Consider the following 13,532-nt stretch of genomic DNA (forward strand, 5'->3'; position numbering starts at 1 on the left):
GAAGGCCGAGGAGCTGACCGCGCTCGGCTTCGGCCGCGTCTCGCGCACCACGGTGCAGCGCATGCGGCTTGCCTACCGCAAGCAAGGTTTGTGGGGGCTTCTCGACCACCGCAGCACGCGCCCCCAGTCCCACCGGGCGGGCCGACGAACGGGTCGTCGCCGCCGTCCGCGAGGCGCTGCGCCGCCGGCGCGGCCGCTCCAAGGGCACCATCAACGGCCTGTTCCCGCTGATCAACCAGATTCTGGAGGACCGGCACGGGCCCGGTACGGTGCCCCCGCCGTCCCAGGCCACGCTGTACCGGCTCGTCACCAGCCTCGCCCGCCCCGGCGAACTGCCCACCGGCCCCGTACGCCAGACCCCCGCCAGCTTCGGCGGACGGGCCTTCACCCCCACCACGGCCCTGCGGCCCGGCGAGCAGGTCCAGGTCGACACCACCCGCCTGGACGTCCTCGCCCTCTTCGACGACGGCACCCTCGCCCGCCCCGAACTCACCATCGCCATCGACGTCGCCACCCGCGCCATCCTCGCCGCCGTCCTGTGCCCCAGCGCGACCAAAGCCGTCGACGCGGCCCTGCTGCTCGCGGAGATGGCCGTCCCGCACCCCGCCCGCCCCACCTGGCCCAACATCCTGCGCATGGACCACGCCCCCGCACTCCCCCACCAGCGGCTGACCACACTGGACGAGCGCCTGGCCGGCGCGGCGGCGCGACCGGTCGTCCTGCCCGAGACGATCGTCGTCGACCGGGGCAAGGTCTTCGTCTCCCGCGCGTTCACCGCCGCCTGCGAAACCCTCGGCATCAGCGTCCAGCCCGCCCCGCCCCACGCACCCACCGCCAAAGGCATCGTCGAGCGCGCCTTCGGCACCATCAACCACCTGTTCTGCCAGCACCTGCCCGGCTACCGGATCCGACGTCACCCGCCGCGGCCCCGACACCGAACAAGAAGCCTGCTACAGCGTCCCGCACCTACAGGACCTCCTCGACGAATGGCTGGTCCACTACCACCACCGCCCCCACGAAGGCCTGCGCCACCCGATGATGCCCCGCAAAGCCCTCACCCCGAACCAGATGTGGGCCGCGCTCGTCGCCGTCGCCGGACACGTACCCGTCCCCCTCAACCGCAGCGACTACCTCGAACTGCTGCCCGTGCGCTGGCAGGCCATCACCGCCTCAGGCATCCGCATCCACCACCGCACCTACGACGCGGACCTCCTCGCCCCCTACCGCGCCCAGCCCTCCCCCCACACCGGCCGAGGCGGCAAATGGGAGATCCACTACAACCCCCACGACGTCCGCCAGATCTACATCCGGCTGTCCGACGGCCAGCTGACCGAGATCCCGTGGATCCACCGCGACCACGTCCACCAGCCGTTCAACGACCACACCTGGCAGCACATCAGAACACTCGCCCTGCACAGCAACCACAGCGATACAGAGCAGTACGAAGCCGACCTCGCCGACGCCCTCGACCAACTCATGCGCCGCGTCCACAGCGGCCACGCCACCAAAACCGAACAAGCCCTCCTGGCCCGCACCGCCACAGTCCCAATCCCCACAGCCCGCCACCCGGACCGCGACAGCGGCCCAAGCGCCGACAGGCCGGCGCAGCACGATGCCGAAGACGAGGACGACAACATCGACGACCTCCCCGACGACGACACCCACCCCGCCGCGGCCACCGGCCTCGGGCTCTACGACGCACACGAGGAAGCCGACAAGTGGTGAGCCCGCGCCCGCAGAGCGCACACAGCACAGCCACCGCCGATGGCGAACACGGCGATACCGTCGAACCCTCCTGGCCCCTGACCACCTGGCAGGGCTGGCACCGCTTCGCCACCACCGACCCGCCCGCCCCTCCCCAGCCCGACGCCCCGCCCCGCAGCCGCGATGAACGCCTCGCCTACCACTCCGCGTTCGTCACCATCCGCACCCCCGCCATCAGCCAACTCGCCACCCAGGTCCGCACCCTGATGATCCTCGGCCGCCACCAACAGGCCACCGCACGCCCCTCGCTGATCGTCACCGGACCCGCCGCAGCCGGCAAAACGACCGCCCTCCTCCACGTCGGCCGCGCCTGCCACCTCGCCCACACCCGAAAAAACCCCACCCCGCCCGGAACAGCGCACCCCGCCGTGCCCGTGGCGTACGTCCTCGTCCCACCCGGCGCCACCGCGAAAACCCTCATCACCGAATTCGCCCGCTACCTCGGCATCCCCACCACCACCCGCATGACCCAGACCCAGATCACCGACGCCGTCTGCCACACCTACACCGCCGCCGGCATCCAACTCGTCCTCATCGACGAAATCCACCGCCTCAACCCCCGCACCACCAGCGGCGCCCAAGCAGCCGACCTCTTGAAAGACCTCGCCGAACGCCTGCCCGCGACCTTCGTCTACGCCGGCATCAACGTCACCGACACCCCCTGTTCAGCGGGACACGGGGCGCCCAACTCGCCGGACGCGCCACCCTCATCACCTGCGGCCCCCTCCCCGCCCGCCACGGATCACGTGAACCCTTCCGCGACGTCATCACCGACATCGAAAACAACCTCGACCTCCAACAGCACAAACCCGGCACCCTCCCCCAGCACGCCCCCTACCTCCACCAGCGCACCGCCGGCCGCATCGGATCCCTCACACGCCTCATCCGCCAAGCCGCCATCACAGCCATCTGCGACGGCACCGAACGCATCACCAAACGATCACTCGAAGCCATCCGTCTCGACCACCTCGCCGAAACCCACCACCGCCCCACAAGGACCAGCTGACCCCCGCCCCACCAACACAACAGCCCTGACCAGCACAAACACAAGCCGAGCCTTTTCACGCTAGAGCTACCCACAACAAACCCAACCCCCCTCAGCACACAAGACACAACCCCAGCTCACACACCCCGGCCTCCCCACCGAAGCCGCCCACCCCACCTCTCAGCGAACCTGCAACACACCAGACCAGCCACCGCCCCGTACACCAACAAGCCCCCTCCGAGCGTCAGGAGGCGACTGATCTTGATCTGTGACCGTGACAGCTCCGAACAAAGGATGCGGCGGGGACGCTGCGGCAGGCAGGTGAATCTGTCAGACGGACGGCTTTGGACCGGATGCGTTCTTCACGGAAGGGGGCCAGTGTCGAGCTGAGCCGAGGAGGCGCGATGGACCGAGGAACCGGATCTCAGAGGGAAGGTGACACGCAAGGGCGGCGAGGAGAGTCCACGGACGACCCCGGGCTAGACCAGTTACTCGTCCGCGCCGCTGATGGCGACGAAGAGGCCTTCGCCGGACTGTACGAGGCCCTGGTGCACACGGTGATGGGACTGGCGTGCCGTGTGGTGCGGGACAAGGCACAGGCGGAGGAGGTGACCCAGGACGTGATGGTGGAGGTGTGGCGGACCGCAAAGCAGTTCCAGCCGGCGCGCGGGGCCGCCCGGAACTGGGTGCTGACCCTCGCGCACCGCCGCGCGGTGGACCGGGTGCGGTCCGTCGCCGCGGGCCGCGCCCGCGAGCTGCGTGCCGCGGTCCGGGAACAGGAACGGTCCTTCGACACCGTCGCCGAAGAGGTCGAGGTGCGGGAGGAACAGCGCATGGTCTTCCGCTGCCTGACTCAGCTGGCCCGCGAGCTGAGGCTGCCCCTGGTGCTGGCCTACTACGAGGGGCTGACGTACGCGGAGGTCGCCGAGGCCCTCTCGACGCCGCCGGGAACAATCAAGTCACGGATGCGTCAGGGGCTGAAGCGCCTGTACGACTGTATGGAGGCCGGTTCGTGAACCTCCCCGACGACCCGCATCTCGATGTCGGCGCCTATGTGCTGCACGCGCTGCCGGCCGCTGAGGAAGCTGCTTTCGAGAACCACCTGGCCTCTTGTACCCCATGCCGTCTGGAGGTCGAACGGTTGTCCAAGGTGGCCGTCGGGTTGGGGGCGGCCGAGACGAGCGCGCCCTCCGCGGACCTGCGCCGCCGGGTGCTCGACCAGATCACCACCGTACGTCAGGTCCCATCCGACGCATTCGCGTCTCGGCGCCGACGCCGTCGGCAGCGGGGTGTGCAGCTGGCGCTGGCCGCGTCCGTGGCGGCAGCCGTGGCTCTCGGAGGTGTCGCCTGGTGGCAGAGCTCCGAGGCCGAAACCGCGCGTGAGCAGTCCGCCCAGGTCCGTGCCGGGTACCGGCAACTCGCCGATGTCCTGACCGCCCCCGACGCCACGATCAGCACCAATGAGTTCGCGCGCGGCGGGACCGCGAGCGTGGTCGCCTCCCGGGCGCAGGGCCGGTCCGCCTTCATCAGCTCCGGGCTGCCGCCGCTCCCCGACGACCGGGTCTACCAACTCTGGTACGCCGAATCGGGGCAGTTCCGGCCGGCCGGACTGCTATCCGCCGCGGGCGGACGTGGGGCACGTGTCCTGGACGGGCCCCTCGGCGGGGCCACTGGCGTGGGCGTCACGGTGGAACCGGCCGGTGGCTCCCGCCAGCCCACCACACACCCCCTCGGCGTCATCTCCGTCCCCGCGTGACGATCACTGCTCGGCCACCGCGACGGCGGCCGCGCATCCCCTCCCCACCGCCACGTCGTCGATGCTCCAGCCCGGCACCCGGCGGGGCCCGTGCGCGGAGGCGCCGAGGTGGTCGAAGCGGAGGTCACGTCCGAGTCCGGTACCGAGCCCTTTCAGATACGCCTCCTTGCGTGTCCACACGCGGGCGAAGGCGGCGGGGCGCCGGTCCGGCGGGCACACGGCGAGCTCGGCGGCCTCCCGGGGATGCAGCGTCGCCGTGAGGGCGGAGACGACGTCGGAGGCGGGCAGCCGTTCGATGTCCGCGCCGACCGCTGTGTCCGCGAAGGCGAGCAGGCAGAAACCGTCGGTACGGGAGACGGAGAAGCACAGAGGCACGCCGGGCACGTCGGGACGGCCGTGCGGGGCCCGGCACACGGGGCAGGATTGCCGTACCAGCGTCACGTCCGACGGCTCGACCCCGAGGTAGGCGCCGAGGAGCATGCGCAGGCACACGTGGGCGACCCGGTAGCCGTCCCTGTCCGCCACCCGGTGAAGTGCCGCGGCCCGCGCCCTTTCCCGGCTGTCCAGCAGTGTGCCGGCGAGCGGGGTGACGGCGCCGAGGAGGTCCTCCACCCGTGCCAGCCACAGCCGGGGCCGGCCGGAGCGAGGCGGCTCCGGAGGCCGGGCCCAGGCGGTGGGTGTCAGCCGCTCGGGACGCAGGACCGGTCGCGCGGGAAAGAGGCACATGCACGGCCGCCTACGGTCGGTCGGAGGGCGCCCGCACAGTGCGGGGGTCCTCGATCGCGTCACTGCCGTACAGGGCCTGCACCCAGTTGCTCTGGTAGATCGTGTCGAGGTAGCGCTCACCGAGGTCCGGGGCTATCGCGACGGGCGTGAGGCCCGGCGTTCCGTGCCGGGCGAGCCAGCTCGTCGCCCCGCTGACGACCGTGCCGGTCGACCCGCCGAACAGGAAGCCCCGCCTCGCCAGGGTCCGGCACGTACGGATGGCATCGGCCTCCTCGACGCGGACCGCCTCGTCGACGTAACTCTCGTCGAGCAGGGGCGGCCGGAGGCTCATGCCGAGGCCGGGGATCATCCGCCGTCCGGGCGGGTCGCCGAAGATCGCGGAGCCGACGCTGTCCACCGCGACGATCCGCACCGGCCGATGCCAGGAGCGGAACCAGCGGGCGCAGCCCATCAGCGTGCCGGTCGTGCCGACGCCGATGAACAGGACGTCCAGGAGCGGGAACCAGCGTGCGATGGCCGGGGCCGTCCTGAGGTAGTGCGCCCGCCAGTTGTCGGGGTTGGTGTACTGGCTCAGCCACACATAGCGGTCGTCCGCGGCGCACAGACCGCGCAGGTGCGCCAGCCGCGCACCCAGCAGACCGCCCGTGGCGTGCTCGTCGGAGACGACGTGGACCTGGCTGCCCAGGGCCTCCATCATCAGCCGGGTGGCGAGGTTACAGCGGGAGTCCGTCACGCAGACGAAGCGGTAGCCCTTGCTCGCGGCGATCATGCTCAACGCCACGCCGAGATTGCCGGAGGAGGACTCGATCAGGATCGAGTCCCGCCGGAGGGTTCCGCTGCGCTCGGCGGACTCCACCATCTCGGTCGCGGCCTTCAGCTTGATCGAACCCGCGAAGTTGAAGCCCTCGCACTTGAGGAAGAGCCGGTGGCCCGTCATCGGCTCCAGGTCGACGTACAGGTCCTCCTCGTTGAAGGCGTGGGGGACGGATATGACAGGCACGATGTTCTCCTCGTACAGGCCCGACGGTGGATGGGTTCCGCCCTCAGCCGTGCCGGCTCAGTTCGTGAAAGAAGTGGTCGATGACCCGCAGTTCGCCGGATCGGGCCACCTCGTCGTAGACGTAGCTGCCGACCGCGAGGTCCAGCACGCCCAGGCCGAACGGTGAGAAGACCGCCGGACGGTCGGCCCGGACCGTCACGCGGCCAGCCATCACGTCGTCGAGCGTGCCGAGCAGGAAGTCGCGGTTGCCGGTGAGGCGTTCGGTGAGATGCGGTGAGGTGGCGGCCCTGAGGCAGTGGTCGATGTCGTCGACGACGTTGGTGGCGCTGAGCAGCACCTGCGGCGCGAGGTCGCGCAGCGACACGTGCAGCACCACCGGGTTGTGCCGGAACCAGGACGGCTCGGTGATGTGCGGCCGGTCGGCGACCGTGGCGAAGACGATCAGGTCACTGAGCCGGATCAGCTCCTCGGCGCTGCGGTGTACGGTGACGCGTCCGACGGCTCCGGACTGCTCCAGGTAGGTGCGGAAGCCGGTGGCGCTGTCGGGGGACAGATCATGCACACCGATGGTGTCGAAGGACCAGCCGGTGCCCTCCAGGTACGTGTGGATGTAGCGGGCGATCAGACCCGCCCCGACGAACCCCACGCGGGCGGGGCGCGGTCGTCCCCTGCTGAGCCGGTCTGCCGCCGAAGCGGCGGACGCCGCGGTTCTGGCGGCGCTGATGATCGAGCTCTCCACACAGGCGAAGGGGTAGCCCGTGACGGGGTCGTTGAGGATGAGTACGGCCGACGCCCGGGGGATGCCCGAGGCGACGTTGGCTGGGCAGCTGGAGATCCATTTCAGGCCGTCCACCCCGCCCTCGCCGCCGAGCGAGGCGGGCAGGGCGATGATCCGCGACCTCGGCCGGTCGGGGAAGCGCAGGAAGGAGGACGGCGGGTTGACCGTACGGCCGGCGCCGTGCAGGCGGTACGTCGCCTCGACGACCTCCACCACGGTCTTCTCACGACCCCGGAGCACCTCCTTGACCTGGCTTCCGGGGATGACGGCGAAGGACGGCACCACCGGGGCGTCCGGCCGGGCGGTCTGCGGGACGGTGTGCACAGTGGTCATGCCGCTTCACTCCCTGTCTGCGGTCCGGGAAGGCCGAGACGCACGTGGTCGGCCATCGCCACCACGATGTTCCGCGGCCCCCGGTACGCCTCCCGGCTGTGCGCGGTGCGGATGTTGTCCACGAGCATCAGGTCCCCGCGCTGCCAGGACCGGCGTACGGTATGGGCTTCGTACGTCTTGTTGATCTGCTCGACGACGTCCGGGGGCACCGGATCGCCGTTGCCATAACGGGTGTTGAAGGGCAGCCCATCCGGTCCGTACTCGTCGATCAGGAACTCCCTGACCTCGGGTGCCATCGTCCACTCGTTCAGGAAGGCGATCTGGTTGAACCAGCAGCGCCGGCCGGAGACCGGGTGCCGCACGACGGCGTGCCGGTGCTGCCGCGTGCGCAGCGAACCGTCCGGCTGCCAGGACCAGTCGATCGCGTGGGCACGGCAGTAGGCCTCGACCGCGCCGCGGTCGCCGGTGCCGAAGGACTGACCGAGCGTCGCACCGATCCCCTCGTTGTAGGCCCTGTCGAGCAGCCAGCCCTCCCGGGCGAAACGGTCGACGAGTTCGGCGGGCAGCGCGTGCAGCATTTCGGTCGCGTCGGCCACCGCAGTGACACCGCCTTCGCCGGGCGGCTCCAGACACGCGAACATCAGCAGGCCGGGACACTCGAAGGCGTAGCTGAGTTCGTGGTGCATGCACATGGGCTGGTTGGGTGGCCATGCCGACGCCGAGTAGACGCCGTCCGCGTGGCGGTCGCGGGCGGCGAACGCCTCGCGTTCTGCCACGGGGCGCTCGGCCACCTGGCGGAGGACCGAGTCGACGTCGGCCGGGGTGCGCAGGCCGAGGCCCCGGACGACGAGCGCCCCCCGCTCGGCGACGAGTTCACGCAGCGCGTCCCGTCGGCCGGCCACCCAGGCCGCCGCGTCCATCGCGTCCGGGTTGTCTTCGGCGTCGAGTACCGGAAGACGCGCGGGAGCCGGTGTCGTGGTGGCCCTGTTCTTGCGGAAGAGTGCCGACAGCATGTCGATCTCCTCTCATGCTCCTCGTGTCTGTCACGGTTCTCCGCCGGTCCGGGTGTCGATCAGGTGGGCCAGTTCCGCCAGTACGGGACGGCCGGAGAGGTCGCGCGGGGAGATCACCCGGTCCAGCGCGACCGCGAGCCGTACCGCCGACAGGGAGGTGCCGCCGAGATCGAAGAAATTGTCGTCCCGGCGGATCCGGCCGGGCGGTAGGCCGAGTTCCGACTCCCATTGCGCCGCGAGCCGCCGTTCGGCCGGCGTCCGCGGGGCTCCGCGGGAGTCCCGGGCCGGACCGAGGTCCTCGGCGAGTGCCGCGAGCGCCTTGCGGTCGGTCTTCCCGTTGGCCGTGAGCGGCAGGCGGTCCAGTCGGTGAAAGGACGCCGGGATCATGTACGCGGGAAGCAGGTCCGCGAGCCGTCCCCGCAGGTCCTCGGCGGTCACCGCGCACCCGCTCGTGTAGAAGGCGGCCAGCTGGCGGCCGTAGTCCTCCGCGCCGGTCACCACGACCGCGCAGTCCGTGACGCCGGGCACGCGCAGCAGCGCGTTCTCGACCTCGCCGATCTCGACCCGGAACCCCCGGATCTTCACCTGCGCGTCCCGGCGGCCGAGGAACTCCAGTTTCCCGTCGGGCCGCCAGCGGCCGAAGTCTCCCCCGCGGTAGAGCCGTTGACCGGGGCGATAGGGGTCGGCCAGGTAGGCGAGCCGGGTGCGTTCGACGTCGTTGACGTAGCCGCGGCCGACGCACACCCCGGAGAAGACGATGGCGCCGGGCGCTCCGAGCGGAACGGGACGCAGGTTCTCGTCGACGACGTACTGGTACACGTTGGCGATGGGCCGGCCGAGCGGGATCCGATCGGTGGCGGGCGGCCGGTCCATCACCTCGTGGTTGGTGTCGTCGGACGTCTCAGTCAGTCCGTAGGCGTTGACCAGTCGCACGGCGGGACCGGTGGCGAACCACCGCTGGACCAGCTCCCCACGCAGCGCCTCGCCGGTGACGGACACGCACCGCAGGTCCGGCAGGTCCCGGGTGCGGCGTTCCAGGGCGGACAGGATGACGTAGAGATAGGACGGCACTACCTGCAGGACGTTAACGCGGCCCTCGGCGATCCGGTCCAGGAACCGGTCCGCGTCAAGGATGGCGTCCTGCTCGACCAGCAGGGTCCGCCCGCCCGTCAGCAGCCCCGCCAGCAACTGCCACAGCGAGATGTCGAAGCACTGCGAGGCCGTCTGGGCCACCACGGTGCCCTCGCCGATACCCAGGTCGTCGATCTTGGCGTACAGGTGGTTGAGCAGGCCTGCGTGCTCACACATCGCACCCTTCGGCTCACCGGTGGACCCGGAGGTGAAGAAGACGTACGCGAGCCGGCCCGCCGCTATGTCCAGGCCGAGGTCGGTTCCGTCGGTGGCCCGGTCGGTGATGTCCGGGACGAGCAGCCGCCGGGTTCCGGGGAGCGATGCCAGCGCCCGGTCCAGCTGCGTGGTGCTGTCCGGTTCGGTGAGGACGTACGAGCAGTCGGCGCGGCTGAGCATCGCGCTGATGCGACCGGCCGGGTGACGCGGGTCGACGGGCAGGTACACGGCGCCGGCCTTGAGGACGCCGAGCACGCCGGCCGCCCAGTGGAGGTCGCGCTCGGTCACCACGGCGACCGTGTCCTCGGGGCCGAGCCCCTCGGCCAGCAGGGCGCGGGCCAGCCGGTTGGCACGCGTGTTGAGGTCCGCGTACCTCCACCCGCGGCCCTGGTAGACCACGGCGACGGCGTCCGGATGCCTGCGCACTCGCTCCTCGAACAGTTCGTGGAACCGGCAATCCGGCAGCGCACGGCGCGGCCCCGCCAGCCCGTCGAGCTGGAACCGGAGTTCGTCCGAGGACAGCAGGCTGCGCCGGTGACGAGGGGCCTCGGGGTCGGCGGCGATCGCTTCCAGCGCGGCGAGATGGTATCCGCCGACCCGGGCGGCGCAGTCCGCGTCCAGCAGGTCCGTCCGGTGCCGCAGGCGCAGCACGAGCCGGCCGCGCTCCTCACCCGCCGAAACGCCGAGCAGCACGCCACCGTCCACCGGGACGGTGACCTCGTGCCCGGCCGCGAACACCACTTCAGGGCCGTCCCGGGACGGTGTGCTGGTCCCGGGCGACAGCGCCGCCGCCTCGGCCCGCCGGGCATCCAGCACCAGTCGGCGCCAGGTGCCTGGCCCGGCCGTCAGCTCGAAGGGCAGTGGCCGGGGCCGGCCCGGGGCCAGATAGCCGCTGCGCACATCGAGATCACCCGAGAGCAGGGCGAGCACCTGCGTATGTGCCGCGAGGAGGATCGCGGTGAGCGGCACGCCGAGTTCACAGGCCCGCCGACGCAGGGCCGCCGTCACTTCGCCGGGGACGCGCCTGACGTGCTCCCCCGTACCGGGCATCGGCTCCTTCGCCCATCGGGGCGCGGCCGTGAAGCCGCCCTCGACCCGGCTGTCGTATCCGGGCACGCGGGCGTCGGTCGCTGTCGCTGCCATCACCGCGCACCTCCGCTTTCGTCGAGGGGGTGTGCCGGATTCCCCGCCCAGCGGGTGTGCTCGGGGACCGACTCGCCCTTCATGAGGAAGCAGTCAGCCCCCAGCACAGCGCCGTCGCCGACCGTCACGCCGTACTGCACGAACGCTCCGACGCCGAGCGTGCAGCCGGCACCGAGGGCACTGCGGTCCGACTTGAACGTGCCGTCCTCCTGGGAGTGGCACTGCATGACACTGCCCGCGTTGAGGGTGCAGCCGTCCCCGATGCGGACCATGGGGCGCTCCGTCAGATGGCAACCGTCGTCGAAGACCCGCGCCCCGATCCGGACGCCTAGCATGCGCCACACGACGCTCTTGAACGGCGTGCCGTCGAGGATGTGCAGATACGTCTCGGACGGCACCTTCCAGTACCGCTCACGACGCCAGAAACGGCGGTCGTAGATCGAGCAGAACAGCGGCTCCGGAGGGTGCGCCGCCGTGACGGCCCGCTCGAGGAGGACGTAGTAGAGGAGGGTGAACGGCAGCAGGACGGCGTTGGCGAGCGCGAGGACCGCTGTGCCCCACGCCGGGTACAGGCTCGCGGCGAGCGCGAAGAGCAGGACGACGCAGAAGAAGAACAGCCATCCCGTGAGCAGGTGACATGCCATGGTGACGGCGTTGTGCCGGTTCTTGGCCGCGAGGCCGCGGCGCAGACCGCTGCCGTTCTTGAGTTTGTCGAAGGTACTGTCCCGCGCCACCGAGCGCGGGATCTCGAAGCAGGGAGAGCCGAGAAGTCCCACATCGTGCCGGATCGGTCCACTGACGGGGACCGCCACCTTGGTGGCGAGGAGGCAGTTGTCGCCGGTCCGGCCGCCGGAGGGGTAGGCGATCCGGTTCCCGAGGAAGTTGTGCGCCCCGATCGCGGTCGGCGACAGGCGGAAGGAGGTGCTGGAGTACTCGGCGTTCATCAGGGACAGTCCGTCCGCGACCATGGTCCCGGTGCCGACCCTGCTCAGAGAGGGGCTCTCGTGCTTGACCGCTGTGCCGAAGTTCGAGCCGGTCTGCTCCACGGGGGAGAGGCGGTAGCCGATCCAGCGCAGGTAGTGCACGATGCAGCTGCTGTCGCCGAACAGACGGGTCAGGGATTTCCTGTTCGTCATCAGGACGATCGTCCGGTGCACGGTGTGGTGGAAGCCGAAGAGCGGGTACGTCCGGCCGGGCCGGACAAACCTGCCGAGCAGCCGTGGGACGGTGGCCAGGACCGCGAGAGCGGCGATCACGCCGCCGAAGAAGACCACGATCGTGACCACCAGCAGGTCGACGTAGAGGACCGTCGCCCCGCCTGCCTTCATCACCGCGGATCCCTCCAGCATCCGGGAGAGCAGCACGTCCAGGCAGCCCACCGCCAGCGGCACATACCCCAGCAGCGCCATGAGCATGAGCAGGGCACCGTGGACCGCTCGACGTACGGTGCCGCACCGGGCGGGCTCCACCTCCGGGAAGTCGCTGTCCGCGGGCTGGGCCGGAGAGCCGTGCCAGTGCTCGCCGTCGGGGACCGCCTGGCCGGTGTGCAGGGAGGAGGCGTGCCCGAGTCGGGATCCGTCGCCGATCCGGCTCCCGATGTCCAGCACCGTCGCCTCGCTGACGACCGCGTCCCGGCCCAGGGTGACCTGCCCTGTCTCGATCACGCCGTCGGCCGCGTGGTAGCAGCTGAGCAGCACGTCCTTGCGGACGAGTGCGCCGTCACCGACGGTCAGCAAGTCGGTGCAGACGGGGGCGGAGCGCGAAAGGATCGTCACTCCTCTGCCGATCCGCGCACCCAGGGCCCGCAGGAAGAGCGGGTAGAGCGGCGATCCGGCGAACAGGACCAGCGGGCTCGACCGGATCAGCGTCTTGACCAGCCAGAACCGGAAGTAGGCAAGACTCCAGACACGGAACCTCCGTGGCGTGAACCGGCCGATCAGCAGCCACTTGGCGATCATGGGCAGGGCGCACAACACGATGAGCAGCGCGGCGCCGAACACGACGCTCCGCAGGTAGGCGTCGAGCAGGTGCGCCTGCGCGGAGATCCATTCGTAGCCCTGGGCGGAGACAGCGGCGAGGAGAAGGGCGTAGCCGAGGAAGGCCAGAAGCTGGAGTGCCCCGCAGAGCACACGGTGCGGGCGGCCGGTCGGCGGAGCGGACTCCCGGGCCATGGCCCTGGGCAGTTCCGATGGGCTGGGGGCCTCGGTTTCGCCCGGTGGTAGAGGCGCGCTGTCGACAAGCGCGGCTGCCAGTCCGCCGGCGGTCGGATGCTGGTAGACGTCGCGCATCGACACCTGCGGCAGGTCCGGCCGGTTCCTCACCCGCGCGCAGAAGTGCGCCATCACCAGGGAGTCGGCGCCGAGATCATCGAAGAAGTCGCTGTCGACACGCACCTCGTCCAGGTGCGCGACCTCCGCCAGCAACCCGGCGAGCCGCTCGGAGACAACGGACACCACGGCTGGATCCGGCGGCGCTTCACGGAGCCGGGCCTCCTCCACGAGGCCCCTTTCCACCTCCTGGAGCTGCTGTCCCGCCATGAGAGGACCCCCTCGGCTGCCGACTGTCGCGTGTTCCGCCTCACTAGGGATTCGTAGCCGGGCAGCCAAGGTATGGAATGTCCGGGCGTTCTTCTCGAAACGCGAGCGGCTGTCTCACAAGCCGGATGCCTCACAGCCAGCGATCGGAGC

10 protein-coding genes are annotated in these 13,532 nt (G+C 70.7%); 4 read left to right on the forward strand and 6 right to left on the reverse strand.

Annotation, left to right across the window (positions count from 1 at the left end):
- Window positions 1–1,035: 1,035 nt before the first annotated feature.
- The 4 genes from ACQEVY_RS00190 to ACQEVY_RS00205 all read left to right on the forward strand — a co-directional run bounded on the left by ACQEVY_RS00190 (window position 1,036) and on the right by ACQEVY_RS00205 (window position 4,505).
- Window positions 1,036–1,725 (forward strand): Mu transposase C-terminal domain-containing protein, encoded by a 690-nt coding sequence (locus tag ACQEVY_RS00190; protein WP_432943497.1) that lies wholly within the window; start codon window positions 1,036–1,038, stop codon window positions 1,723–1,725.
- Window positions 1,719–2,834 (forward strand): TniB family NTP-binding protein, encoded by a 1,116-nt coding sequence (locus ACQEVY_RS00195; RefSeq protein ID WP_432943499.1) that lies wholly within the window; start codon window positions 1,719–1,721, stop codon window positions 2,832–2,834. Before ACQEVY_RS00190 ends, ACQEVY_RS00195 begins: the two co-directional genes overlap by 7 nt.
- A 319-nt stretch (window positions 2,835–3,153) precedes the next feature.
- Window positions 3,154–3,765, forward strand: coding sequence for an ECF RNA polymerase sigma factor SigK (gene sigK, locus ACQEVY_RS00200; protein ID WP_432943501.1), 612 nt, complete (start codon window positions 3,154–3,156; stop codon window positions 3,763–3,765).
- Entirely contained in the window at window positions 3,762–4,505 is a 744-nt protein-coding gene (locus ACQEVY_RS00205; RefSeq protein WP_432943503.1) for an anti-sigma factor, read from the forward strand. The genes sigK and ACQEVY_RS00205 overlap by 4 nt, the downstream gene beginning before the upstream one ends.
- Window positions 4,506–4,508: 3 nt before the next feature.
- Here ACQEVY_RS00205 and ACQEVY_RS00210 read toward each other — a convergent pair whose 3' ends face one another.
- Genes ACQEVY_RS00210 through ACQEVY_RS00235 form a run of 6 tightly spaced genes read right to left on the reverse strand, consistent with a single transcriptional unit; the run spans window position 4,509 to window position 13,382 of the window.
- Window positions 4,509–5,231 carry a 4'-phosphopantetheinyl transferase family protein gene (locus ACQEVY_RS00210; RefSeq protein WP_432943505.1) on the reverse strand — a complete coding sequence of 241 codons (723 nt, stop codon included), beginning with the start codon at window positions 5,229–5,231 and terminating at the stop codon, window positions 4,509–4,511.
- A 10-nt stretch (window positions 5,232–5,241) separates the two neighbouring features.
- Window positions 5,242–6,231: a 2,3-diaminopropionate biosynthesis protein SbnA gene (gene sbnA / locus ACQEVY_RS00215; RefSeq protein WP_432943507.1), complete on the reverse strand. Its 990-nt coding sequence runs from the start codon at window positions 6,229–6,231 to the stop codon at window positions 5,242–5,244.
- A gap of 43 nt (window positions 6,232–6,274) precedes the next feature.
- A complete protein-coding gene (sbnB, locus tag ACQEVY_RS00220) occupies window positions 6,275–7,342 on the reverse strand; it encodes a 2,3-diaminopropionate biosynthesis protein SbnB (RefSeq protein ID WP_432943509.1) in 1,068 nt (355 codons plus the stop codon).
- The gene (locus ACQEVY_RS00225) at window positions 7,339–8,355 is read right to left on the reverse strand and encodes a TauD/TfdA family dioxygenase (protein WP_432943511.1); all 1,017 of its coding nucleotides are present in this window, start codon (window positions 8,353–8,355) and stop codon (window positions 7,339–7,341) included. The genes sbnB and ACQEVY_RS00225 overlap by 4 nt, the downstream gene beginning before the upstream one ends.
- Window positions 8,356–8,385: 30 nt before the next feature.
- Window positions 8,386–10,845 carry a non-ribosomal peptide synthetase gene (locus ACQEVY_RS00230; RefSeq protein WP_432943513.1) on the reverse strand — a complete coding sequence of 820 codons (2,460 nt, stop codon included), beginning with the start codon at window positions 10,843–10,845 and terminating at the stop codon, window positions 8,386–8,388.
- Window positions 10,845–13,382, reverse strand: coding sequence for a Pls/PosA family non-ribosomal peptide synthetase (locus ACQEVY_RS00235; protein WP_432943515.1), 2,538 nt, complete (start codon window positions 13,380–13,382; stop codon window positions 10,845–10,847). The genes ACQEVY_RS00230 and ACQEVY_RS00235 overlap by 1 nt, the downstream gene beginning before the upstream one ends.
- Window positions 13,383–13,532: the final 150 nt, after the last annotated feature.

This window comes from Streptomyces sp. CA-288835 (assembly GCF_050936385.1).
Taxonomy (GTDB): Bacteria; Actinomycetota; Actinomycetes; order Streptomycetales; family Streptomycetaceae; genus Streptomyces.